Raw genomic sequence first — 23649 nt, 5'->3', positions numbered from 1 at the left:
GACAGAAAGTCAGCTATCGCTAGCAGGCTAGCTCCCACAGTGGGATTTGCGTTCTTGCAGTTAGTACCCAGACAACCTGTGGGAGCCAGCCTGCTGGCGACGGCGGTGGGACAGGCAGAACATCAGCGACAGAGAGTCAGCTATCGCCAGCAGGCTGGCTCCCGCAGGTTTCGTGGTGCCAGACCGCTTTGCCGTTATCATGTCGCCCCGCGCCGCTCCTTTATCGAAAGCGAACACCTACCATGCACACCCTTGCTCAATTGCGCGCCGGCGAACTGTCGGGCATTTCTCGTCTGGACCTGTCGTGTGGCCTGACCGAGTTTCCGCGCGAAATTTTCGACCTGACCGACACCCTCGAAATCCTCAACCTCAGCGGCAATGCCCTGAGTCGTCTGCCGGATGACTTGCATCGCCTGAAGCACCTGCGCGTGCTGTTCTGCTCCGACAACCAGTTCACCGAGCTGCCGGCATGTCTCGGCCAGTGCTCAGCGCTGACCATGGTCGGCTTCAAGGCCAACCGCATCGCCAGCGTACCGGCCGCCGCCCTGCCGCCGCTGCTGCGCTGGCTGATTCTCACTGACAACTGCCTCGAGCGTCTGCCGAGCGAACTCGGTGAGCGCCCTGCCCTGCAGAAACTCATGCTCGCCGGCAACCGCTTGCAAGCGCTGCCGCCGTCGCTGAGCCAATGCCATCGGCTCGAATTGATCCGTATCGCCGCCAACCGCCTCACCGAGTTGCCGCAATGGTTGCTGACCCTGCCGAGCCTGACGTGGCTGGCCTACGCCGGCAATCCGCTGGAAACCGAGGCGGATGCCGCCGCGCTAGAGGCCACGCCACAGATCGCCTGGTCGGCGCTGCATCTGCAACAGCAGTTGGGCGAAGGCGCCTCGGGGGTGATCTGCCGGGCGGACTGGCAACGTGACGACGGTTCGCTGACCCCGGTGGCAGTGAAGCTATACAAAGGCGAGATGACCAGCGATGGCTCGCCGCTGCACGAAATGAATGCCTGCATCACCGCCGGCCAGCATCCCAATCTGATCCGCATCGAGAGGCGCATCAGTGGCCACCCTGACGGCCAGCAAGGTCTGGTGATGCAATTGATCGATCCGTCGTTTGCCAACCTCGCCGATCTGCCGAGCCTTGATTCCTGCTCGCGCGATGTCTACGCCACTGATCAACGCTTCAGCGCCGAGGTCGCGCTGAACATCGCCAAGGGCATCGCCTCGGCGGCGCAGCATCTGCATCGTCAAGGCATCACCCATGGCGACCTGTATGGGCACAACATTCTGTTGAATCAGCACGGCGATTGTCTGCTCGGCGATTTTGGTGCGGCGTCGTTTCACGCTGTCGAGGACAACCGACAAACGCGCGCGCTGCAACGCCTCGAGGTACGTGCCTTCGGGATTTTGCTCGGGGAATTGCTCGCGCGCATCGATAGCGGGTTGAGCGATCGGCAGCGGCTGGCGCTTGAGGCGCTGGAGCAGCGTTGCTGTCAGGCGGATGTGCTGGGGCGGCCGGGGTTCGGCGAGGTCGTAGAAGTGTTGGGGAAATTGTGACCGCTGCGCGGTCAATCGCTAGCAGGGCTAGCTCCCACAAGGGATTTGTGTGGTTCGCAAATACCCTGTGGGAGCTAGCCCTGCTAGCGATGGGGCCATCACTGACGCTGTAGATCAGCCCGCCAGACCGACGAACATATCCTGCACGTCGTCATGGTTGTCGAGGCCTTCGAGGAACGCTTCGACTTCGGCCATCTGCTCGTCGCTCAGGCCGCTGACCGGGTTCTTCGGCTGGTAGCCGAGCTTGGCCGAGAGCACGGTGAAACCCTGTTCCGGCAGGGCTTTCTGCACGGCGTCCAGATCGGTTGGATCGGTCAGGAACAAGGTTGCGCCGTCTTCACCCGGCTCGAAATCCTGGGCGCCGGCTTCGATCGCGGCCATTTCCGGATCGGCGTCCGGGCTCTCCGGTGCGGCTTCGATCATGCCGACGTGGTTGAACATCCACGCTACCGAACCGGAAGCGCCCAGTTGGCCCTTACGGAAAGCTACGCGGATTTCGGCGACGGTGCGGTTGATGTTATCGGTCACGCACTCGACGATCAGCGGCACCTGATGCGGGGCGAAACCTTCGTAGGTCACGCGATGGTACTGCACGGTCTCACCCAGCAGACCTGCGCCTTTCTTGATCGCGCGGTCGAGGGTTTCTTTTGGCATCGAGGCTTTCTTGGCCTGTTCGACCACCAGACGCAAATGTGCGTTGGTGGCGGTATCGGCACCGTTGCGGGCAGCGATGGTGATTTCCTTCACCAGTTTGCCGAAGATCTTGCCCTTGGCGTTGGCAGCCGCTTCTTTGTGTTTAACCTTCCACTGTGCGCCCATTACTCACTCTCTTTGATCTGTGGCGCCGAGACATCTATTGGCCGACGCGTGGCGGCAAGTTTATACGGCCTAAAGTCGGCAATCGACCAAAAAAACGCAATGCCGAATCGACTACTTCACCAGACCTTGTAGGGGGATTCTGAAAAACGTCTTTGACATGACCATTCCGCTCTGCGGTTTCGTACCCTCTGACTCCCGTATTGCCTGACAGAGCCTGTGCGAATGCTCAATGACAAGGAAAGTCCTTTTACCCTGACCCTGACCGACAGTGGCCTTAGCCTGCCAGTGGTGGGTTTCGACGGCGAGGAAGCGCTCAACCAGCCCTATCGTTTCGACCTTGAACTGATCGGCCTCGCCCCCGCCATGGCACCGGGCGCGCTTTTGCAGCAACCGGCCTTTCTGCGTCTGGACGAGCAGCACGGGATTCATGGCGTGATCGACAGTGCCAGTTTCGAATATCGTGGCACGCACCGGATCGGTTATCGACTAAGCCTGGTGCCGCACCTGCACCGGTTGGCACAACCGCATAAACGGCGGGTGTTCGTGCAATTGAGCGTGCCGCAGATTCTTCAGCAGGTACTCGCTGAAAACGCTTTGGTCGCAGACGATTACCGGATCGAAATGACGGTCGGTCATTACCCGCTGCGGCCATTTTGCATCCAGTACGAGGAAAGCGATCTGGCGCTGCTCAACCGGCTCTGCGAAGAAGAAGGCATTCACTATCACTTCGAACATGGCGCCGACGGCCATGTCGTGGTGTTCGCCGATGACAGCCTGAGCCTGCCGCAAACGCCGGTATCAGTGCCTTTCAAGGCCGGCGAACAGACGCCTTCGCCCTGCATCAGCGCGCTGTACCAGCACCATCACGCTGCACCGATCTGCGCGTTGCGAACGGTGCGCGATCGCGGCCAACCGGCCAGCAGCGACACGGCGGCCAATCAACGGATGGCCGATCCACCGCCCAGACCCGCACCTGAACAGCGCCACCATGAACAGCGCAGCCGCCGTCATCTGGAGCGTCAGCGCGGCCAGCACCGCACGATCAACGGCCGCAGCGACCAGAGCGGTTTGTTCAGCGGCGATCTGCTGCAAGTCTCGGCGCATCCGATCAGCCACTTCAACGAGCAATGGCGAATCACTGCGATCCGTCATCGCGGGCAGCACCCATCGATTCTCGACCCGAGCCCATGCGTGCACCGCTACTTCAACGACTTCTGCGCGCAGCCGTGGTCGAGCGATTTTCGCCCGGCGCTCAAACAACCGCGGCCGAGCATTGCCGGTTTTCATCTGGCCCGGGTCGTGGGCAGCAGCGGGCAACCGGCGCAACTGGACGAACACGGCCGGGTCGCCATCAGCCTGTGGCCGGCGGCGCAGACGCCAGTGCAGGATAGCAACACGCTCTGGCTGCCCGTCGCCATGACGCGCACCCAGCGCCGCCTTACGCCGGCCGATCTGCCCTGCGCCGGCAGTGAAGTGTGGGTGAGTTTCCTCGATGGCGATCCGGATCGGCCGATCCTGTGCCTGGGCAATTCACCCGACCCGGCCCCCCGCCCGCCACCGCCGGCCCGCGACAACGGCTTGTTGCTCGACTGGCTGCTCAACCGCGCCGAACCGTGACTGGCGCGCTCACCGGCCCCATCGCCAGCAGGCTAGCTGCCCAAAGGGATATTGCGTCGTTCACAAAACCTGTGGGAGCCAGCCTGCTGGCGATTGCAGCCGCCGCGGTCTGTCAGGCTGACGCCAGATCGAAAAACGCCTGAATCAAGCGCAACTCCCGCCGCCGCTCCATGCAGCCGATCATGTGCCGGTTAACCAGCCCTGGCCCGCCAATCGGAACCGCTACCACCCGTGGGTCGTGGCTGACTTCCACCGAGGACACCACGCCCACGCCCAACTCGGCGGCGACGGCTTCGGTCACCGCTTCGCGACTGTCGAGTTCCAGCAGCACGCGCGGCTGGATCGACGCCTGCGTGCAGGCCCGGTCAAAGGTGCGCCGGGTAATCGAGCTCGGCTCACGCAATACCATGATCACCTGATCGAGTTCTTTGAGCGGCACCTCCCCGCCGCGCAGTGCCCATGGATGCCCGGCCGGCACCAAGGCGCAGATCCGCGACTCGCTCAGGCCTTGCAAATGCACACCTTTGCGCGGCTCGACCTCAGTCAGCACCGCGACATCCGCATGCTCGGACAACAGCGCAGCCAACGTTTCCTGAGCGTTGCCCAGGCGCAGATTCACGGTGATGCCGGGATACCGCGCACGCAGGCTGGCGAGCATCGGCATCACCAGGTGCGGGCCGTCCGCTGCCACCTCAAGCCGACCGGTGAGCAGTTGCCGGTTGGCTTCGAGCATCGTCTGCGCCTCTTCGGCGAGGCCGAACATCGTACGGGTGATCGCGGCGAGTCGGGTGCCCTCCTCGGTCAGCTCCACCCGACGCGCGGTGCGCCGCAACAGGGTGATCTGGTAGTGCTCCTCCAGCGCCTTGATGTGCCCGGTGACCGCTGGCTGGCTGATGAACAAGCGCGCAGCGGCGCGGGTGAAGCTGCCTTCACGGGCGACGGCGTCGAAGGCGCGCAGCTGGAACAGGTTCATGAATAACCCTCACTGATGGCTGGCATAACAACAAACAATTTGATTGATGCAACGGCGAATTGCAACGTATGCCCCGTAGCTTCATCCCCAGCGCAACCCGAGGACACCTGCATGAGTATCGCCGCCCCCATCCTGCTCACCCCCGGCCCGTTGACCACTTCGGCCCGCACTCGCCAGGCGATGCTGGTCGACTGGGGCTCCTGGGATGACCGCTTCAATCAACTGACCGTCAGCCTGTGCGAGCAATTGCTGGCAATCCTCAATGGCGCCGCGACCCACCACTGCGTGCCGTTGCAGGGCAGCGGCACCTTCGCCGTCGAAGCGGCCATCGGCACGCTGGTGCCGCGTGACGGCAAAATCCTGGTGCTGATCAACGGTGCCTACGGCAAACGGCTGGCAAAAATCTGCGAAGTGCTCGGGCGCTCGTTCAGCACCTTCGAAACCGCCGAGGACGAGCCGACCACCGCCGCCGACGTCGACCGTCTGCTGCGTGCCGACAGCTCGATCACCCACGTCGCGCTGATCCACTGCGAAACCAGCACCGGTATTCTCAACCCGCTGGCGCAGATCGCTCAGGTCGTCGAGCAGCACGGCAAACGCCTGATCATCGACGCCATGAGCTCGTTCGGCGCGCTGCCGGTGGATGCGCAGAAGGTCCCATTCGATGCGCTGATTGCAGCCTCTGGCAAATGCCTGGAAGGTGTGCCGGGGATGGGCTTTGTCTTCGCGCGCAAAGCATCACTGGCCGCTGCCGCCGGCAATTCGCATTCATTGGCGATGGACCTGTTCGACCAGCACGCCTATATGCAAAAAACCGGGCAATGGCGCTTCACCCCGCCGACCCACGTGGTCGCAGCGCTGCACGAAGCCTTGCAGCAATACAGCGAAGAAGGTGGCCTGCCGGCGCGGCATGCACGCTATGCCGCCAACTGCCAGGCGCTGATGGAAGAGATGGCCAAACTCGGTTTGCGCAGCTTTTTGCCGGCAGCCATTCAGGCGCCGATCATTGCCACGTTCCATGCGCCGAATGACCCGCGTTATCAGTTCAAGGATTTCTACGAACGTGTCAAGGCCAAGGGTTACATCCTTTATCCCGGCAAGTTGACCCAGGTGGAAACCTTCCGCGTCGGCTGCATCGGCCACGTCACCCCGGACGACATGCGTCTGGCTGTTGCGGCTGTCGGTGAGGTGCTGCGCGAGATGGAAGTGCTCGATATCTGAACCCTACACAAATCCCCTGTAGGAGTGAGCCTGCTCGCGATGAGGGCGTGTCAGTCGACGAAGATGTTCAATGTTCGACCGCCATCGCGAGCAGGCTCACTCCTACATTTAAAGCGCATTTCAACCCAGGAATTCTGTTGCCATGAACTACACCCAACCAACCAGGCTGCAAGCCGCGATCCTCGACTGGGCCGGCACCGTGGTCGATTTCGGCTCGTTCGCGCCGACGCAGATTTTCGTCGAGGCCTTTGCCGAGTTCGACGTGCAGGTGTCCATCGAAGAAGCCCGAGGCCCGATGGGCATGGGCAAGTGGGATCACATCCGCACGCTGTGCGATCAGCCGCAGGTCGCCGAACGCTATCGCAAGGCGTTCGGGCGCACGCCGACCGACGATGACGTCACCGCCATCTACAACCGCTTCATGCCGCTGCAGATCGAAAAAATTGCCGAGCACTCGGCGCTGATTCCCGGCGCTTTGCAGACCATCGCCAACCTGCGCGAGCAAGGCATCAGGATCGGTTCCTGCTCGGGTTACCCGAAACAGGTGATGGACAAGGTTGTCGAACTGGCCGCGCGCAACGGTTATGTCGCCGACCATGTGGTCGCCACCGATGAAGTGCCGAACGGTCGCCCATGGCCGGCGCAAGCCTTGGCCAACGTTATTGCGCTGGGCATCGATGACGTCGCGGCCTGCGTGAAGATCGACGACACCGTGCCGGGCATTCTCGAAGGTCGCCGCGCCGGGATGTGGACCGTGGCGCTGATCTGCTCGGGCAATGCGTTGGGGCTGGATTACGACGGTTTCCGCGCTTTGGGCAGCGACGAACTGGCCCGCGAGCGCAAGCGCATACACGCGTTGTTCGCCGGTTCGCGCCCGCATTACATGATCGACACCATCAGCGACCTGCCCGAGGTGATCGCCGATATCAATCAGCGACTGGCCAAGGGTGAAATGCCGCAGCAACATTGATTGCGCGAAAAAACACCGGCTGGCTGTTTAGGGAGTCAGCGGTGTTTTCGTATTTCAACGATGAGAAAAACTTTAACTTCCGAACTTACTCAGAGATCAGGTTTCCTGTGGCGTCATAGGCCAGTCCATCCGAATATTTGATACTGCCATCTGGAAACTTTGTTGTTCCATCTGCCCAGACAATAAGTCCATCAGCATATTCAATTGTGTCATCGGGCCAGACGATTCGTCCGTCAGGGTACTGCACCCGACCATCCTCATGCTGAATGATGCCATCGGGACGCGTAACCGACGTTTTATCCGCATCGATCAGGCTACCGTCCGGCAATGTCGTCGAGCCATCCTGATGTGTCGTGGCGCCAAATGTCTGGATCAAGGCGATCAAAGCTACCGGATCAATATTGACGTTGACTGTCGGCCACGGCATTGGCGGTCGTTTTGTGCTGGCCGGATCAGTCGGGCTGGTCGGGGTCAAAGGTTTGGTAGGTGCCACCGGCCGGGTTGGCGCTACAGGTTTGGTTGGCGTCACCGGGCGGGTTGGCGCTACAGGCGTGGTCGGCTTTACCGGGCGGGTTGGCGCTACAGGCGTGGTCGGCTTTACCGGGCGGGTTGGCGCTACAGGCGTGGTCGGCTTCACCGGGCGGGTTGGCGTGACAGGCGCGGTCGGCTTTACCGGGCGGGTCGGCGCTACAGGCGTGGTCGGCTTTACCGGGCGGGTTGGCGTGACAGGCGTGGTCGGCGTTGTCGGGCGGGTTGGCGTGACAGGCGTGGTCGGCGTTACCGGGCGGGTCGGCGTGACAGGCTTGGGTGAGGTGACGGAGGGCCGCGGCCGCGGTACAGGCGCCTTGGCCATCGCTTTTTTTACGGTATATCCATTTGCTTTGCGGGAAATTAAGTTCGTCTTCATAACTATTAAACTCATGCAATTGAAGTTGGTAATCATGATCCTTGAAAAACCTTCATGAACCTGGAGCAAACAGTATCCATCATGCTCAACCAACTCAAACACCAAGCAAACACAAGATATAAACAACAAGCCGTTACATCCATTTTTTACAAACACGCCGACAACTATTAATCGAAACAATCTAAAACAACCAAGAATGATTTTCGCTACATTTCCAGTCCCCGGCTAAAAAACATAAATAGCCCGGTAGAAATATTGTTTAAGGTTTAGAGTTGATACAGGTCGTCGGATATCGATGGCACAGTCAACCATGCACCATGAGGAAACACCTATGCCGTGGACAAGTTCTGAATCGCGCTACAGCACCGTCTCGGTTCTGCTGCACTGGCTGATGCTGGTGCTGTTGGCGCTGGTTTACGCCAGCATGGAGTTTCGCGGCCTGTTTCCCAAGGGTAGCGGTGGTCGCACGCTGGTTCGCGAAATGCACTACCTGCTCGGCCTGACCGTGTTCGTGCTGGTGTGGTTTCGCCTGCTCGCGCGCAGCCTCGGCCCGGCGCCGAAAATCTTTCCCGCATCACCGGCGTGGCAAACGCTGGTGGCGCGGCTGATGCACTGGGCGTTGTACCTGTTCATGATCAGCATGCCGATCCTTGGCTGGCTGATCACCAGCGCCGAGGGCCATCAAGTGATGTTCTACGGCTTCGACCTGCCACTGCTGGTCGGCGAAGACAAGGCGTTCGCCAAACAGGTCGAAGGCTGGCATGTGCTGATCGCGACCAGCGGCTACTGGCTGATCGGCCTGCATGCGCTGGCGGGGATTTATCACCATTACGTGGTGCGCGATAACACCCTGCTGCGGATGATGCCCAGGCGCGGCTGAGCGTCAGCCGCCGGCAAGCATGGCGCGCCGGCCCTGCAAGCCACCGCTGTGCACGAACAGCAGCCGCGTGCCCGGCGTGAACCGCCCAGCCTCGACCTGCTGCTTGAGCGCCAGCAAGGACTTGCCGGTGTACAGCGGCTCCAGCGGCACACCGCTGGCCTGTTCGGTCTGCTCGATGAACGCCAGCAGGGCCGGATCGATTTTGGCAAAACCACCCCGGCTGGCATCGATCAAGGTGTAATCGGCGTTACCCTGTCCGGCTTGTTGCAGAATTGATTCTACCTGTGCCGCCACGCCGTGATCTTCCGGTACCGCCAGCGCGCCATAGACATGGCGCGCACCGGCCTCGGCGAGCACCAGTCCGGCCAGTGTCGTACCGGTGCCGCAGGCCAGCCACCAGGCGTGAAAATCTTGCCAGCCCAGCGCCGCCAACTGCGTTTGCGCCTGAGAATGAATGGCCGCACAACCGCGTGCGCCGGCCAATCCCCCGCCACCCTCCGGCACCGCATACAGCTGTGGATATTGCGCCTGCCAAGGCTCCCAGAATCCAGAATCGTTACGGGCGCGATAGCCGCTGTAACCCAACCAGTGCAGTTGCATACCGAACGCCTGCAAATCCTCCACTGTCGGCGTTTGCTGCGCATGTCCGCGCAACAGGCCGACCGTGGCGAACCCCAAGCGCTGGCCCGCCGCTGCCAGCGCATGCAGATGATTGGAGTACGCACCGCCGAGGCTGATGATGCCCTCCGCGCCGGCGCGCTCGGCTGCCTTGAGGTGTTCGGTGAGTTTGAACCATTTGTTGCCGCTGATCAGCGGGTCGATCTGATCGAGGCGCAGGATCGCCACTTCGATGCCGGCAGTTGTCAGCCAGTCCAGACGCAGGTGTTCAAGAGGGGCTTGGGGTAGCCAGTTGGTGGGGGGTAAAAACATGGACGGCGATTCGATCAGGACAGAGTCCGCATTCTAGTCGCTCAAAAGCCGCTATCGCGAGCCGGCGCGCAAGATTTGTGGTCGGGCGTAAGCCCTGTGGGAGCGAGCCTGCTCGCGAAAGCGGAGTATCAGCCAATACAACTGTCGACTGACACGACGCCTTCGCGAGCAGGCTCACTCCTACAGGTCCGGCGCTGGGCTTAGAGCTCGGCGGCCAGACGCGAGCCTTGGTTGATCGCGCGTTTGGCATCCAGCTCTGCCGCCACATCGGCGCCGCCGATCAAGTGCACGTTCTGCCCCGCCTCGACCAAGCCATCGTGCAATTCGCGCAGCGGATCCTGTCCAGCGCAAATCACGATGTTGTCCACCGCCAGCACTTGCGGCTCACCGGTTTCGCCGATGCGGATGTGCAGGCCGTCGTCATCAATGCCGAGGTATTCGACACTGTTGAGCATCTGCACCTGCTTGTTCTTCAGACCGGTACGGTGAATCCAGCCGGTGGTTTTCCCGAGGCCGTCGCCGACCTTGGTTTTCTTGCGCTGCAACAGGAACACTTCACGCGCCGGCGCATGCGGCGCGGCTTTGATGCCGGCCACGCCGCCACGGGCCTCAAGTTGCGTATCGATGCCCCACTCCTTCCAGAAGGCCGCACGGTCCTGACTGGTCGCCACACCTTGATGGACCAGGAATTCGGAAACGTCGAAACCGATACCACCAGCGCCAATTACGGCCACGCGTTTGCCTACCGGTTTACGCTCGAGAATCACGTCCAGGTAGCTCAGTACCTTGGCATGCTCGACCCCCGGAATCGCCGGCACACGCGGGGCGATGCCCGTGGCGAGAATGATCTCGTCGTAACCGCCCTCGAGCAGTTTCGCCACATCGACGCGGGTGTTCAGGCACACCTCGACATGGGTGGTCTGCAACTTGCGCTTGAAGTAACGCAGGGTTTCGAAAAACTCCTCCTTGCCCGGCACACGTTTGGCGATGTTGAACTGGCCGCCGATTTCGCTGGCCGAATCGAACAGCGTCACCTGATGACCGCGCTCGGCGGCCACGGTGGCGGCGGACAAGCCGGCAGGGCCGGCGCCGACCACGGCGATTTTCTTGATCTGTTGCACCGGCAGGTAATTCAGCTCGGTCTCATGGCAGGCGCGCGGGTTGACCAGGCAACTGGTGAGCTTGCCGCCGAAGGTGTGATCGAGGCACGCCTGGTTGCAGCCGATGCAGGTGTTGATTTCGTCGGCGCGGCCTTCAGCGGCCTTATTGACGAAATCCGGATCGGCAAGGAACGGCCGCGCCATCGAGACCATGTCGGCATCGCCCTCGGCGAGAATCTGCTCGGCGATTTCCGGGGTGTTGATGCGGTTGGTGGTGATCAGCGGAATGCTCACCGAGCCGCGCAGCTTGGCCGTGACCTTGCTGAATGCGGCGCGCGGCACTTTCGTCGCGATGGTCGGAATCCGCGCTTCGTGCCAGCCGATCCCGGTGTTGATAATGGTCGCGCCGGCCTGCTCGACGGCTTTGGCCAACATGACGATTTCGTCCCAGGTGCTGCCGCCCTCGACCAGATCGAGCATCGACAGACGGAAGATAATGATGAAGTTCGGGCCCACCGCTTCGCGCACCCGGCGCACGATTTCCACCGGCAGGCGCATACGGTTTTCGTAACTGCCGCCCCAACGGTCGGTGCGGTGGTTGGTGTGCGCGGCGAGGAACTGGTTAATGAAATAACCTTCGGAGCCCATGATCTCGACGCCGTCGTACTCGGCAGTCTGCGCCAGCACAGAACAAGTCACGAAATCGCTGATCTGCTTCTCGATGCCTTCCTCGTCCAGTTCCTTGGGCTTGAACGGGTTGATCGGTGCCTGGATCGCACTCGGCGCGACCTGCTTCGGGCTGTAGGCATAACGGCCGGCGTGGAGAATCTGCATGCAGATCTTGCCGCCCGCCTCGTGCACCGCGCGGGTGACGATACGGTGCTTGAGTGCTTCCTCTTCGGTGGTCAGCTTGGCTGCGCCGGAATACACCCCGCCCTCGTCGTTAGGGCCGATGCCGCCAGTGACCATCAGGCCAACGCCGCCACGCGCACGCTCGGCGAAGTACGCCGCCATGCGCTCGAAACCGCCGGGTTTCTCTTCCAGGCCGGTGTGCATGGAGCCCATCAAGGTGCGGTTGCGCAGCGTGGTGAATCCCAGGTCCAGCGGGGCCAACAGGTGCGGGTAATGAGCGGCGGTCATCGGTAACTCCACAACGAGCGATCACGGAAAAGTTGCGAGCGCTCTGCGGCACTCGTCATTCATGCTCGACAGACTAAGAGTCGCCTCGCTGTGGCTCAATGACCGTAACTGACAACTTATTGATCCAAATGCGCAGCGCCCCTTGGCAACCGCGGCCATGCGCCCTACCCTAGTCGCCATACCCTGCACCCGGTCGTTGTTGGTTTTCATGCGCAAACTTTTGTACCTGACGTTTTCCATGGCCCTTGTGGCTGCCCTCACCACCTACGCAATGTGGGCGGCGGACCGGCCGGCCGGGCATTACCTGTCGGACCTGCGCATCAAACTGGCGGTCGACCAGGGCACACCCGCCGACCGCGGCAATCTGCTGGGCATCCAGCCCGAACTGTTTCCCACCGACTATCAAAGCCCCGAACGCCTGCACCGCAAACTCGCCGCCTATTTGCAGCAAGCGCAGGATCAAGGCTTGCTGAACGAAAAAACCGTCGTGGTCCTGCCGGAAAACATCGGCACCTGGCTATTGCTCTGTGGCGAAAAAGACGAGTTGTACCAGGCCCCGACCGTTGACGAGGCGATGAACTGGCTGGCGGCGAGCAATCCGCTGTTGTTCGCCCGCGCCTGGCTGCGTGCCAGCGGCAATGATCGACTCAACGACGCCCATCTGCGCATGAAAGCCAAGTCCATGGCCAAGCAATATCAGGCGCTGTTCGGTGGTCTGGCCAAGGAATTTCGCGTGACCCTGGTGGCCGGCTCGATCGTGTTGCCAGAACCGGAAATTCGCGATGGCCGGCTCAGACCGGGCAGTGGCTCGCTCTACAACAGCAGCGTGGTGTTCGGCCGCGACGGCGTGCCACTTGGCCAGCCGCAGCGCCAGATGCACCCGGTGTTCGCTCAGCGTGACGTGATCCAGGCCGAAGACAAAGAGCGTATCAATGTGGTTCAAACCCCGGCAGGCCGCCTCGGCGTGCTGATCGGCAGCGACAGTTGGTACCCGCAGAACTACCGCACGCTCGACGAGCAGAACGCGCAGCTTGTCGCCGTGCCGGCGCAGTTGTTCGGTCTGGATGCGTGGAACCAGCCGTGGCGCGGTTACAAGGGCTCGAGCACACCCGGTTCGGTGAGCCTCAAGCCCGGCGAAGTCACTGAAGGACAGGCCTGGCATCGACTGACCCTGACCGCCCAGCCGCCGAGCAGCCGCGCGATTGCCGGCGTCAGCGTATTCCTGCGCGGGCAGTTCTGGGACAAGGCCAGCTCCGGCCAGAGTTTCATCAGCAGCAACGGCCAGCATTTTGCTGATGGCGATGCCCGTGGCGCGCGTCTGCTGAATATCTGGTTGTAAGCCATGAAGCCGCAGCCGATGCGCCTCGGTGATCTGTCGGTAGGCTTCGTTCACAGCCTCGCCGACGCCGTGCGCAGCCATGGCATCGACCCACAGCCGCTGCTGGAACAATACGGCCTCGACGCAGCACGATTGGCCGAAGCCGGTGCGCGCTTGTCGATCCCTCGCTACATGCGCCTGGGCCACGCAGCAATCCAATTGACCGGGGATGCAGCGCTGGGTTTGCGCATGGGCCAGCTCAGTCGTCTGAGCCAGGCCGGGCTTGCCGGCGTCACCGCCGCGCAAGCACCGACCGTGCGCGAAGCCGCGCGTTGCCTGATCCGTTTCGAACCCTTGTACGGATCGAACTATCGTGGCCAGTCGAGCTTTCACGAAGACGCCCATGGCGCGTGGCTGCGCTTCTATTCGATCAGCCCGTACAACGCCTATAACCGCTTTGTCGTCGATTCGATCGTCGCCGGCTGGCTCAATCAGCTTTCCGCCATCAGCCATCAGCCGCTGCGGGCCGAACGCATCGAGATTGAATTCGCCGAGCCGGATTACCGTCAGGCCTACAGTTCGCTGGGTGACTGCCCGATCCAGTTCGGCGCCGAGGGCAACCAATTGCGCCTGAATCTGCACAGCCTTGCGCAGCGCAACCCCGAGCATTGCCCGAGTACCTGGCGGCATCTGCTGCAACTGTGTGAACGGGAACTCGAACAAATGACGCGAACCCGCAGCCTGCGCGAACGCATCACGCAACTGCTTGGGCCGTTGCTCAACGGCGGCCGCGAACCGGATCTTGAAGAAGTCGCGGCACGCCTGAAGCTGCCGACCTGGACGCTGCGGCGCAAACTGGCCGAGGAAGGCACGCAATTTCGCGCGATCCTCAACGACACGCGCCGTGACCTGGCAATGACCTACATCCGCGATACCGAACTGGCGTTCGGCGAAATCGCCTATCTGCTCGGTTTTGCTTCAGCCGAAGCATTTCAACGAGCGTTCAAGCGCTGGAGCGGCCAGACGCCGGGCGAGTTTCGTCGCAGTCATCGAATACGGGCTTGAAGCAGCTGCAAGTTTCAAGCTGCAAGCTTAAAGCTCGGTTGCGTCGTCTGCGGGTTCCGGTTGATCCAGTTCGTAAGCCTGGTATTCGAGCAGTTCTTCCTGATACTCATCCATCGTATAAATCCCCCGACTGCTCGCTATGAAAAATGGCCTGATCAATCGACCTGTGCCCCGAGCATAAAGTGCCCGTATGAAGGAAAAGTGAAGCGTGGCCTTCATGAATAAAACGTAGCAGGTGGTTGGGGATTTATCGCGGGGGGATTGTCTGGGGAATGTAACCAGATATAGCCGCGCCCAAATCAATGTAGGAGTGAGCCTGCTCACGATAGCGTCAGACCTGTCAACATTATGTTGGCTGATCTAACGCTATCGCGAGCCGGCTCACTCCTACAGGGGGATTGCGGTTATTGACCGGACGCAGGCATCGCTGGAATCGGCTCGGACGGCGGCGGAATGTCAGGGTTTGCCGGCGGCGTGATGGTTTCGCTCGCAGGCGCGGGCTCTTCAACGGGGGCTGGCGCCGGCGTGATCGGCGTCGACTCCGCCGGCGGCGCCACCGGTTCGGAACTGACTGGCGCCGTTTCAACCGGAGCCGGCGCAGGCTCTGCAGCAGGTGCAGGCGTTGCAGCAGGTTCCGCTGCCGGAGTCGGCACCAGCGGCGCAGGTGCCGGTGCAGGTGTCGCTTTCGCCTCAGGCACACCGAGGTCAGCCTTGGGCTTCTCCTCGATATGCGCGGCCTTCTTCGCATCCGCCGGCAGGAACTGCTCGACCAGAGTAAAGAACCGCTCGTAGAACTTCTGCGCAGTCACCGTCTCACTGGCGACCTTGACCATCGAATCGTCAGACGAGCCGATCGGCATCGACACCGAGCCCAGCACACCAACGCCGAGACTGGCCGAGTTGTTGGTCTTCTTCAGCGCATAACGATCCTGCAAGGCATTGGCAAACATCGTCGCATGATGCCCGGCGCTGCCGTCATCGGCGCAGACCACATTGAAGCTGATCTCCATGTGGGTATCGCCGGTCTGCTGGAAACTCTTGTGTCCGCTGACCAGTTTCGGATCGTTGCTGGTAATGATGTAGCCCTGACTGAGCAACGCCCGCCGTGCCGCCTCGCAACTGGCCACATCCGTCACCGGATAATTGCGCGAAAACGTACCGGAGTCGTCGAAGTTCTCGTGCTCATACATCGGCTTGTCTTTCGAACAGCCGGCAACGGCAGCCAACAACAGCGCCAACCCGGCTACACGCAAGGGAATGGAAATCAACATTGAACATCCTGAGAGAAAACAGTCCGGGGCGTATTGTGCAACAGATCGCAACCCCGCAGCGCATGGAATAGTGTCTTGAAACGGTTACAACGCTATGTCATCTGCGTATCGGGGAAAAGTCGCGAGACCAAATGATCGATGAACACGCGCAATTTCGCCGTGGCGTGACGACTCGATGGCCATAGGACCCAAAACTCACCGGTGTGTTCCAGATGCGCATCGAGCACCCGACGCAAGCGTCCTAGCGCCTCGGCCTCGCGGGTCATGAAATCAGGCAGACAGGCGATACCCATGCCGGCCAGCGCCGCATGGCTCACTGCTTCGATGGAGGTACTGACCAAGCGGGCGGGCAACCTCGGCTCCGCAGCTCCCTCTTCACGAATCAGTGGCCAGGCTTCCAGTTTTCCAGTGGCATGGAAGGTGTGCCGCAGGCACGCATGAGCGGCGAGATCAGCCGGTGTCTGCGGTACGCCACGCTGCTGCAGATACGCCGGACTGGCCACCAATACCATGTGAAAAGTACCCAATCGTCGCGCCATCAGACGCGAGTCGCGGGGTTTTCCGGTGCGGATCACGGCATCGAAACCTTCTTCCACGACATCGACCATGCGATCGGTCAGATCCAGGTCCAGCTCGATCTGCGGGTACATCGCCATGAACTCAGCCATGACCGGCATCACCAACCCATGCACCTGCGGCAGGCTGATGCGCAACCTGCCGTGGGGCTTGGCGGAGGCATCGCACAGTTCGAATTCCGCCGCCTCGACTTCGGCGAGGATCTTTCGGCATCGCTCAAGAAACATAGAGCCTTCGCTGGTCAGCGTGACGCTGCGGGTGGTGCGCTGAAACAGCCGCACGCCCAGTCGGGCTTCCAGCCGCGCGATGCTTTTGCCCACCGCCGACGATGAGACACCTTGGAGCCGGCCAGCCTCGGTGAAGCTGCGCGTCTCGGCGACTTGAACAAACACCGCAATACTGCCAAGGCTATCCATACGACTCCCCGATTGCTGACATCCGTGTCCGATATGTTCGGAACCTTAACCCGTTTTTCATCACCGTGCAGCGCCCTACTCTGCGCTTCTCGTCAAATTCGCACATGGAAGCCGCTCATGAACGATGCTCAACCTGTCTGCCCCGCATTCGATCAACCCGAACGCTTACCCCTCGCCGCCCTGCTGGCACTTGCCACCGCCGGATTCATCACGGTAATGACCGAAGCCATGCCGGCCGGACTGTTGCCGCAGATGAGCAGCGGCCTGAATGTCTCCCAGGCACTGATCGGGCAACTCATTACCGCGTACGCGCTCGGCTCGATCCTGGCGGCGATTCCGCTGACCATCGCCACCCGAGGCTGGCGCCGAAAACCCCTGCTGCTTTGCGCTGTCGGCGGTTTCGCGATTGCCAACAGCATCACCGCCGTATCGGAACTGTACTGGCTGAGCCTGATCGCACGCTTCGTTGCCGGCGTGTTCGCCGGACTGCTCTGGGCGCTACTGGCGGGTTACGCGAGCCGAATGGTCGCCCCGCACCTGCAAGGTCGCGCCATCACAGTAGCGATGCTCGGTGCACCTCTGGCGCTGTCGCTGGGAATCCCCGCAGGCACTTTGCTCGGCACGTTGGTCGGCTGGCGCCTGAGCTTCGCGATCATGACCGGGCTGACCATTGTGCTGGTGATATGGGTGCGCTGGCTGGTACCGGACTTTGCCGGCGAACGCGCGGGACACCGCAACCCTTTGCGACAGGTATTTACCTGGCCCGGCGTACGTCCGGTATTGTTTGTAACCCTGACCTACGTGGTCGCACACAATCTGCTGTACACCTACATCGCACCTTTTTTGCAGCCCTCCGGGCTTGTTGCAACGGTCGACCGGGTGTTGCTGGTATTCGGCCTCGCATCGGTGCTGGGCTTATGGATCGTAGGCGTCCTGATTGACCGCTGGCTACGCGAACTGGTGTTGATCAGTGCCGCGCTGTTCATGCTGTCCGCGCTCGCGCTGGGCCTGTGGCGCGACTCGCCGAGCGTGGTTTACACCGCCATCGCCATCTGGGGACTGGCCTTCGGCGCAATGCCATCCTTGTTGCAAACCGCATCAGCGAAAACCGCGAGCAACGCAGCCGATACCGCGCAATCGATGCTGGTGACGCTATGGAATGTAGGGATTGCTGGCGGAGGTTTGATCGGAGGCCTATTGCTTGAAGACGTCGGTGCAGGAACATTTCCGTGGATTGTTGCAGGCTTGCTGGTTTTGACCTTGGGGGTGACGGTCAAAGCTTGCAGACATGGATTTCCAACTGCCGGATAGGGGCCGCCTGGATTGCCGGGGGACGCTTGAACTGAGCCCAAAAATCAAAAGCCCCTCACCCTAACCCTCTCCCGGAGGGAGAGGGGACTGACCGAGGTGAATGTGAGAGGTGCGCCGACGTGCAATACCGAGTCAAACATAAGTTTTGAACGGCCCACAAATCGGCTCCCTTTCCTCAGGGAGAGGGTTGGGGTGAGGGGCAGCCACACCACAATCCAAAGCCAACCACCCGCTTCTAACCACTCAACAATGAGCGTTAGCTCGAGTGCCTTTGATCTTGATCTTGCCTAACCAGCGACATCGGAAGGCTGAGCGGAGGGATTGATCCGGGCGTGGGAGCGCAGCGACCGTCTGGCGCAGCCAGACACAGCGGAAGGAGGTGCAGCGAAGCAAACCGTAGCCGCTGCGCCCGGATCGATCCCGCAGCGAAGGAACCCGAGCCTGCGAGGGCCGTACGTAGGAGCAAGCGTTTTGGGTTACCTTTTTGGCGTTTGAAAAAGGTGACCCGCCGTAAGGGCGGAACCCTAAGCCGCCGTTACCGCAGCAACGGATATACACCCAAAACAACCAAAGCCTGGTCGGCCCAAAGGCCGCCAAGGCGCAAAAAAAAAGCCCCGACCTAAAAAAGGCCGGGGCTCCCATGTCTCCAGTCAGCAATCAGAACCGCTCGATATCCGCCTGACTCTCCAACTGCTTGCGATACGCCGCGAAATCCTGCTGCCCCTCACGGGAAGCCAGGAACCGCCGGTATTGCGCCTTCTCTTCATCGGTCGGCGCCGCCGCTTCGTTAACGCCGTTCAAGCGCACGATCATCAGGCTACCGTCCGGCAGCGTCACACTGCTGAAGGTCGGCTTGTCCTTGGCGGCCGGCTTCGGCATGCGGAACAGCGCCTGCAACACCGCCGGATCAACACCTTCCTGACCACGGGTAGCCGCTTCGGTGACTTTCCAGCTCTGACCGTCAATCGCCTTGTCCAGCGGAGCCTTGCCGTCGCGCAGATCAGCAATCAGCTTCTCGGCACGGGTCTTGGCGGCGGCGCTGGCATGCTCTTTGGTCAACTGAGTGCGGATCGCCGCATTAACGCTTTCCAGCGGCAGCTGCGCAGGCTTCAGGTGTTCCTTGGCGCGCAGCACGATTACGGTTTCCGGATCCAGCTCGATGGCGGTGCTGTTGGCGCCTTCATCAATCACTTCAGGGCTGAATGCAGCGGTGACCACGGCACGGTTGGCCGCAATACCTTCGCCACCTTCACGGCCGAACGGCTTGGACGTCTGCACGGTCAGCTTCAGATCCGCTGCTGGCTGTGCCAGGTCGGAGGCCTCAAACGCCGAGTCTTCCAGTTGCTTGGTCGCTTCAACGAAACGCTGCTCGACCTGTGCGGCTTTCAGCTCGCGGGTCAGCTTGTCTTTCAGGCTGGCCAGAGTCGGCACTTCAGGCGCTTCGACACCCAGCAACTTGATCAGGTGATAACCGAAATCGGTGCGAACCGGCTCGGAGACTTGATCTTTGCCCAGCGAATACAGGGCTTTTTCGAACGCTGGATCGTAAACACCAGGGCCTGCGTAACCCAAGTCACCGCCATTGTTGGCCGAACCCGGATCCTGCGAGAACTCTTTGGCCAGCGCTTCGAACTTCTCGCCCTTGGCCAGACGCGCCTGGACTTCGTCGATCTTCGCCTTGGCCTGAGCTTCGGTGGTCTTGTCGTTCACTTCGATCAGGATATGCGCCGCACGACGCTGTTCCGACAGATTGGCGATTTCTTTTTGATACGCGGCTTCCAGGTCTTCGTCCTTGACGGCGACCTGGTCGAAGAACGAAGCCTTCTTCAGTTCGACGTAGTCGATGATCACCTGATCCGGGGTCATGAACTCTTTGGCATGCTCATCGTAGTAAGCCTTGACCTCGTCGTCGGTGAGCTTCACCGCTGCCGGGTCAGCCTTGACGTTGAGCGTGGCGAAATCACGGGTCTGTTTTTCCAGACGGGCGAATGCCAGCACTTCGGCGTCGGTCACGAAACCGCTGCCCGCGACACCGGCGCGCAGTTGGCCGATCAGCATTTCCTGAGCCAGCATCTGGCGGAACTGCATGCGGCTGTAACCCAGTTGACGGATCACCTGGTCGAAACGCTCGGAACTGAACTTGCCGTCCACCTGGAATTCAGGCGTTTGCAGGATCACCTGATCGAGCGCACCTTCGGAGAAAGCGAATTTGGCCTGTTCGGCACCTTGCAACAGCAGTTTGCGATCGATCAGACCCTTGAGGGCCGATTCGCGGAGCATTTTTTCATCGAGCAAGGAAGCATCGAAATCCTTGCCCAACTGTTGCATCAGCTGACGGCGTTGCATGTCAACGGCCTGGCTCAGCTCGTTCTGGCTGATTTCTTCACCGTTGACCTTGGCCGCCTCATTCTTGTGAGTCGTGGCCTGGAAAATGGCATCGAAACCGGTCAAAGCCATCAGTGCAACGATGACTCCGATAATGGTCTTGGCAATCCAGCCTTGTGAATTGTCCCTGATATTCTGCAGCATGCGTCCCCCAGAAACGGTTGAACTTCAATATTTAGGCAACCGTGGAGCGTGGGTAGAATCCGGATAGAAGAAAGGCGCATCCGAGGATGCGCCTTCTCGTAACTGGCGGAGCGGACAGGGCTCGAACCCTCGATCCCGGCGTTACAGGCGACTTTCTCAGTGGCCTGCTCTACCGCTCCGCTGCCAAGTCAGGCTTGACCCCGACCCGGATGGGTAAAAACCTGAAACTCAGTTAACAGCTTCTTTCAGTGCTTTACCGGCTTTGAAACCTGGCTTCTTGGCAGCCGGGATTTCCAGAGTCTTGCCGGTCTGTGGGTTACGACCGGTACGCGCCGGACGGTCCGTCACGGAGAAAGTACCGAAACCAACCAGAACAACGGAGTCGCCAGCCTTCAGAGCGCCAGTGACGGATTCGATTACAGCGTCCAGCGCACGGCCAGCAGCAGCTTTCGGGATATCAGCGGATGCAGCGATAGCATCAATCAGTTCCGACTTGTTCACTCTAAGTCCCCTTATATCTATTTTGAGATGATTCTAAGTTTTTTTGGTGAAAGCAAAAACGAGTGCTGAATGGCCTACAGACACTTAAGAGCCGCTTTATAACAAGGGCTCTAAAAAACTGTCAAGGAAGCCACCCAGGCAAAAGCCTATTAATGCGTGCTAATTCTTTCCTTAGAGTCAGACTCACGTTTTTCGTCCTTGGCAACTATCTCCGGAGCCACATCCGGCAAGGGCTCCGGCGCGTATTGCAGCGCAATTTGCAGGACCTCGTCAATCCATTTAACCGGTTTAATCTGCAGATCCTGCTTGATATTGTCAGGAATCTCCTTCAGATCGCGCACGTTCTCTTCCGGAATAATCACGATCTTGATTCCGCCGCGGTGAGCCGCGAGCAGTTTTTCCTTCAGACCACCAATGGCCAGCACCTGACCACGCAACGTGATCTCACCGGTCATGGCGACATCGGCGCGCACCGGAATGCCGGTCAATGCCGAAACCAGCGCGGTGCACATGCCGACGCCAGCACTTGGGCCGTCCTTCGGCGTGGCGCCTTCAGGCATGTGAATGTGCGTGTCGCGCTTCTCGTGGAAATCCAGCGGAATGCCCAGACTCTTGGCGCGACTGCGCACCACAGTCTGCGCGGCAGTGATCGATTCGACCATAACATCGCCAAGCGAACCGGTCTTGATCAGCTGCCCTTTGCCCGGAATCACCGCCGCTTCAATCGTCAGCAATTCGCCACCGACCTGAGTCCAGGCCAGGCCAGTCACCTGACCCACCTGGTCCTGCTGCTCGGCCAGACCGTAGCGGAACTTGCGCACACCGAGGAAGTGCTCGAGCAGATCGGCTGTCACTTTCACCGAGAAGCGTTTTTCCATCGCGTGTTCTTTCACGGCCTTGCGGCAGACCTTGGCGATCTGGCGTTCGAGGCCACGCACACCGGCTTCACGGGTGTAATAACGGATGATGTCGCGGATCGCTTCCGCGTCGAATTCCAGTTCGCCCTTCTTCAGACCGTTCGCGGCGATCTGTTTTGGCGAGAGGTATTTGACGGCGATGTTGATCTTTTCGTCTTCGGTGTAGCCCGGTAGACGGATGACTTCCATGCGGTCCAGCAGCGCCGGCGGAATGTTCATCGAGTTCGAGGTGCACAGGAACATCACGTCGGAAAGGTCGTAATCGACTTCCAGATAGTGGTCGTTGAAGTTGTGGTTCTGCTCCGGATCGAGCACTTCCAGCAACGCCGACGCCGGGTCGCCACGCATGTCGCTGCCCATTTTGTCGATTTCATCGAGCAGGAACAGCGGGTTGCGCACGCCCACTTTTGTCATCTTTTGAATCAATCTTCCCGGCATGGAACCGATGTAGGTACGGCGATGACCACGGATTTCCGCTTCATCACGCACGCCACCGAGGGCCATGCGCACGAATTTGCGGTTGGTGGCATGGGCGATCGACTCTGCAAGCGAGGTTTTACCCACGCCCGGAGGACCGACCAGGCACAACACCGGACCACGGATTTTCTTCACGCGTTTCTGTACGGCGAGGTACTCGAGGATGCGTTCCTTGACCTCTTCCAGGCCGTAGTGGTCGGCATCGAGGATGTCTTCCGCGCGCGCCAGGTCCAGACGCACTTTGCTTTGCGCCTTCCACGGCACCTGCACCAGCCAATCGATGTACGAGCGCACCACGGTGGCTTCGGCGGACATCGGCGACATCTGCTTGAGCTTGTTCAGTTCGGCAGTGGCCTTGGCCAGGGCGTCTTTCGGCAGACCGGCAGCGTCGATACGCTTTTTCAGGTCTTCGATTTCGTTGTGGCCTTCGTCGCTGTCGCCGAGCTCTTTCTGAATGGCCTTCATCTGCTCGTTCAGGTAGTACTCGCGCTGACTGCGCTCCATCTGCTTCTTGACCCGGCCGCGGATGCGTTTTTCAACCTGTAGCAGGTCGATCTCGGCATCCAGCAGCGCCAGCACGTGTTCAACACGGGCCGACAGGTCGACGATTTCGAGGATTTCCTGCTTCTGCTCGATTTTCAGCGCCATGTGCGCAGCCATGGTGTCGACCAGACGCCCCGGCTCATCGATGCTGTTAAGCGACGACAGGACTTCAGCCGGGACCTTTTTACCCAGCTGGACGTATTGTTCAAACTGCGACAGCAACGTGCGCACGAACACTTCGGACTCGCGTTCGGCGGCGTCGACTTCGTCGATCAGCGAGACTTCGGCACGGCAGTGGCCGTCGACTTCACTGAAGCGCTCGACCGTTCCGCGCTGTTCGCCTTCGACCAGCACCTTGACGGTGCCGTCAGGCAGCTTGAGCAGTTGCAGAACCGTGGCGACGGTACCTACGCGATAGAGAGCATCTTCACCGGGATCGTCGTCAGCCGGGTTTCTCTGGGCCAGCAGCAGGATCTGCTTGTCGCCCGTCATCGCGGCCTCGAGGGCTTCGATGGATTTCTCGCGCCCCACGAACAGCGGGATAACCATGTGCGGATAAACCACGACATCACGCAATGGCAAGAGAGGCAATTCGATGGTTGTCTTCATGAT

At 60.6% G+C, this 23649-nt stretch carries 19 protein-coding genes; 9 read left to right on the top strand and 10 right to left on the bottom strand.

Annotation, left to right across the window (positions count from 1 at the left end; all coding sequences use genetic code 11):
- Positions 1 to 242: 242 nt before the first annotated feature.
- Entirely contained in the window at positions 243 to 1556 is a 1314-nt protein-coding gene (locus J3P75_RS10300; protein WP_434710229.1) for a leucine-rich repeat-containing protein kinase family protein, read from the top strand.
- Positions 1557 to 1670: 114 nt separating this feature from the next.
- Here J3P75_RS10300 and J3P75_RS10295 read toward each other — a convergent pair whose 3' ends face one another.
- Positions 1671 to 2375 (bottom strand): YebC/PmpR family DNA-binding transcriptional regulator, encoded by a 705-nt coding sequence (locus J3P75_RS10295; protein WP_203418660.1) that lies wholly within the window; start codon positions 2373 to 2375, stop codon positions 1671 to 1673.
- 222 nt (positions 2376 to 2597) lie between these two features.
- Here J3P75_RS10295 and J3P75_RS10290 point away from each other — a divergent pair, with 222 nt between their 5' ends.
- Positions 2598 to 3992 (top strand): type VI secretion system Vgr family protein, encoded by a 1395-nt coding sequence (locus J3P75_RS10290; protein WP_434710227.1) that lies wholly within the window; start codon positions 2598 to 2600, stop codon positions 3990 to 3992.
- A 112-nt stretch (positions 3993 to 4104) separates the two neighbouring features.
- Here the strand turns inward: J3P75_RS10290 and J3P75_RS10285 are convergent, their stop codons facing one another.
- Entirely contained in the window at positions 4105 to 4965 is an 861-nt protein-coding gene (locus J3P75_RS10285; RefSeq protein WP_434710225.1) for a LysR substrate-binding domain-containing protein, read from the bottom strand.
- 111 nt (positions 4966 to 5076) lie between these two features.
- Here J3P75_RS10285 and J3P75_RS10280 point away from each other — a divergent pair, with 111 nt between their 5' ends.
- Together J3P75_RS10280 and phnX are read left to right on the top strand one after the other, a co-directional pair.
- Positions 5077 to 6186 carry a 2-aminoethylphosphonate--pyruvate transaminase gene (locus J3P75_RS10280; RefSeq protein ID WP_434710223.1) on the top strand — a complete coding sequence of 370 codons (1110 nt, stop codon included), beginning with the start codon at positions 5077 to 5079 and terminating at the stop codon, positions 6184 to 6186.
- A gap of 142 nt (positions 6187 to 6328) precedes the next feature.
- Positions 6329 to 7156 carry a phosphonoacetaldehyde hydrolase gene (gene phnX / locus J3P75_RS10275; protein WP_434710221.1) on the top strand — a complete coding sequence of 276 codons (828 nt, stop codon included), beginning with the start codon at positions 6329 to 6331 and terminating at the stop codon, positions 7154 to 7156.
- A gap of 85 nt (positions 7157 to 7241) precedes the next feature.
- Here phnX and J3P75_RS10270 read toward each other — a convergent pair whose 3' ends face one another.
- Positions 7242 to 7583 carry a hypothetical protein gene (locus tag J3P75_RS10270; protein ID WP_434710219.1) on the bottom strand — a complete coding sequence of 114 codons (342 nt, stop codon included), beginning with the start codon at positions 7581 to 7583 and terminating at the stop codon, positions 7242 to 7244.
- Here J3P75_RS10270 and J3P75_RS10265 point away from each other — a divergent pair.
- Both J3P75_RS10265 and J3P75_RS10260 read left to right on the top strand, forming a co-directional pair.
- Positions 7558 to 8121: a hypothetical protein gene (locus J3P75_RS10265; protein ID WP_434710217.1), complete on the top strand. Its 564-nt coding sequence runs from the start codon at positions 7558 to 7560 to the stop codon at positions 8119 to 8121. The genes J3P75_RS10270 and J3P75_RS10265 overlap by 26 nt on opposite strands.
- A 273-nt stretch (positions 8122 to 8394) precedes the next feature.
- Positions 8395 to 8943, top strand: a complete 549-nt coding sequence (locus J3P75_RS10260) for a cytochrome b (RefSeq protein ID WP_434710215.1) — start codon at positions 8395 to 8397, stop codon at positions 8941 to 8943.
- A gap of 3 nt (positions 8944 to 8946) precedes the next feature.
- On the opposite strand, the gene J3P75_RS10255 is transcribed toward J3P75_RS10260, so the two are convergent.
- Both J3P75_RS10255 and J3P75_RS10250 read right to left on the bottom strand, forming a co-directional pair.
- On the bottom strand, positions 8947 to 9873 hold the full coding sequence (locus J3P75_RS10255; RefSeq protein WP_434710214.1) for a 1-aminocyclopropane-1-carboxylate deaminase/D-cysteine desulfhydrase: 927 nt from the start codon (positions 9871 to 9873) through the stop codon (positions 8947 to 8949).
- 200 nt (positions 9874 to 10073) lie between these two features.
- The gene (locus J3P75_RS10250) at positions 10074 to 12113 is read right to left on the bottom strand and encodes an FAD-dependent oxidoreductase (RefSeq protein ID WP_434710212.1); all 2040 of its coding nucleotides are present in this window, start codon (positions 12111 to 12113) and stop codon (positions 10074 to 10076) included.
- A gap of 208 nt (positions 12114 to 12321) precedes the next feature.
- Here J3P75_RS10250 and J3P75_RS10245 point away from each other — a divergent pair, with 208 nt between their 5' ends.
- On the top strand, positions 12322 to 13452 hold the full coding sequence (locus tag J3P75_RS10245) for a nitrilase-related carbon-nitrogen hydrolase (RefSeq protein WP_434710210.1): 1131 nt from the start codon (positions 12322 to 12324) through the stop codon (positions 13450 to 13452).
- A 3-nt stretch (positions 13453 to 13455) separates the two neighbouring features.
- Positions 13456 to 14496, top strand: coding sequence for an AraC family transcriptional regulator (locus J3P75_RS10240; RefSeq protein WP_434710208.1), 1041 nt, complete (start codon positions 13456 to 13458; stop codon positions 14494 to 14496).
- Positions 14497 to 14900: 404 nt separating this feature from the next.
- On the opposite strand, the gene J3P75_RS10235 is transcribed toward J3P75_RS10240, so the two are convergent.
- Together J3P75_RS10235 and J3P75_RS10230 are read right to left on the bottom strand one after the other, a co-directional pair.
- Positions 14901 to 15767 carry a DUF2242 domain-containing protein gene (locus J3P75_RS10235; protein WP_434710206.1) on the bottom strand — a complete coding sequence of 289 codons (867 nt, stop codon included), beginning with the start codon at positions 15765 to 15767 and terminating at the stop codon, positions 14901 to 14903.
- 92 nt (positions 15768 to 15859) lie between these two features.
- Entirely contained in the window at positions 15860 to 16759 is a 900-nt protein-coding gene (locus tag J3P75_RS10230) for a LysR family transcriptional regulator (protein ID WP_434710204.1), read from the bottom strand.
- A gap of 117 nt (positions 16760 to 16876) precedes the next feature.
- On the opposite strand from J3P75_RS10230, the gene J3P75_RS10225 reads away from it, so the two are divergent.
- Entirely contained in the window at positions 16877 to 18070 is a 1194-nt protein-coding gene (locus J3P75_RS10225; protein ID WP_434710202.1) for an MFS transporter, read from the top strand.
- A gap of 657 nt (positions 18071 to 18727) precedes the next feature.
- Here the strand turns inward: J3P75_RS10225 and J3P75_RS10220 are convergent.
- From J3P75_RS10220 to lon, 3 genes are all read right to left on the bottom strand, one after another.
- Positions 18728 to 20599 carry a SurA N-terminal domain-containing protein gene (locus tag J3P75_RS10220; RefSeq protein WP_434710200.1) on the bottom strand — a complete coding sequence of 624 codons (1872 nt, stop codon included), beginning with the start codon at positions 20597 to 20599 and terminating at the stop codon, positions 18728 to 18730.
- Between the two features lie 228 nt (positions 20600 to 20827).
- Entirely contained in the window at positions 20828 to 21100 is a 273-nt protein-coding gene (locus J3P75_RS10215) for an HU family DNA-binding protein (RefSeq protein ID WP_003183171.1), read from the bottom strand.
- A gap of 149 nt (positions 21101 to 21249) precedes the next feature.
- Entirely contained in the window at positions 21250 to 23646 is a 2397-nt protein-coding gene (lon, locus tag J3P75_RS10210) for an endopeptidase La (RefSeq protein WP_090284491.1), read from the bottom strand.
- Positions 23647 to 23649: the final 3 nt, after the last annotated feature.

The sequence above is a fragment of the Pseudomonas sp. R1-1 genome (assembly GCF_051132135.1).
GTDB lineage: Bacteria > Pseudomonadota > Gammaproteobacteria > Pseudomonadales > Pseudomonadaceae > Aquipseudomonas.
The sequence above is the reverse complement of the archived record's forward strand: the minus strand, read 5'-3'. Positions and strand labels throughout refer to the sequence as shown.

What these genes read in the sequence shown, in the direction of transcription:
- J3P75_RS10260 (WP_434710215.1), top strand. Translation starts at nt 8,395, where the DNA reads ATGCCGTGGACAAGTTCTGAATCGCGCTACAGCACCGTCTCGGTTCTG.
- J3P75_RS10225 (WP_434710202.1), top strand. Translation starts at nt 16,877, where the DNA reads ATGAACGATGCTCAACCTGTCTGCCCCGCATTCGATCAACCCGAACGC.
- J3P75_RS10270 (WP_434710219.1), bottom strand. Translation starts at nt 7,583, where the DNA reads ATGCCGTGGCCGACAGTCAACGTCAATATTGATCCGGTAGCTTTGATC.
- J3P75_RS10250 (WP_434710212.1), bottom strand. Translation starts at nt 12,113, where the DNA reads ATGACCGCCGCTCATTACCCGCACCTGTTGGCCCCGCTGGACCTGGGA.
- J3P75_RS10235 (WP_434710206.1), bottom strand. Translation starts at nt 15,767, where the DNA reads ATGTTGATTTCCATTCCCTTGCGTGTAGCCGGGTTGGCGCTGTTGTTG.
- J3P75_RS10220 (WP_434710200.1), bottom strand. Translation starts at nt 20,599, where the DNA reads ATGCTGCAGAATATCAGGGACAATTCACAAGGCTGGATTGCCAAGACC.
- lon (WP_090284491.1), bottom strand. Translation starts at nt 23,646, where the DNA reads ATGAAGACAACCATCGAATTGCCTCTCTTGCCATTGCGTGATGTCGTG.
- J3P75_RS10300 (WP_434710229.1), top strand. Translation starts at nt 243, where the DNA reads ATGCACACCCTTGCTCAATTGCGCGCCGGCGAACTGTCGGGCATTTCT.
- phnX (WP_434710221.1), top strand. Translation starts at nt 6,329, where the DNA reads ATGAACTACACCCAACCAACCAGGCTGCAAGCCGCGATCCTCGACTGG.
- J3P75_RS10230 (WP_434710204.1), bottom strand. Translation starts at nt 16,759, where the DNA reads ATGGATAGCCTTGGCAGTATTGCGGTGTTTGTTCAAGTCGCCGAGACG.
- J3P75_RS10285 (WP_434710225.1), bottom strand. Translation starts at nt 4,965, where the DNA reads ATGAACCTGTTCCAGCTGCGCGCCTTCGACGCCGTCGCCCGTGAAGGC.
- J3P75_RS10295 (WP_203418660.1), bottom strand. Translation starts at nt 2,375, where the DNA reads ATGGGCGCACAGTGGAAGGTTAAACACAAAGAAGCGGCTGCCAACGCC.
- J3P75_RS10255 (WP_434710214.1), bottom strand. Translation starts at nt 9,873, where the DNA reads ATGTTTTTACCCCCCACCAACTGGCTACCCCAAGCCCCTCTTGAACAC.
- J3P75_RS10290 (WP_434710227.1), top strand. Translation starts at nt 2,598, where the DNA reads ATGCTCAATGACAAGGAAAGTCCTTTTACCCTGACCCTGACCGACAGT.
- J3P75_RS10240 (WP_434710208.1), top strand. Translation starts at nt 13,456, where the DNA reads ATGAAGCCGCAGCCGATGCGCCTCGGTGATCTGTCGGTAGGCTTCGTT.
- J3P75_RS10245 (WP_434710210.1), top strand. Translation starts at nt 12,322, where the DNA reads ATGCGCAAACTTTTGTACCTGACGTTTTCCATGGCCCTTGTGGCTGCC.
- J3P75_RS10280 (WP_434710223.1), top strand. Translation starts at nt 5,077, where the DNA reads ATGAGTATCGCCGCCCCCATCCTGCTCACCCCCGGCCCGTTGACCACT.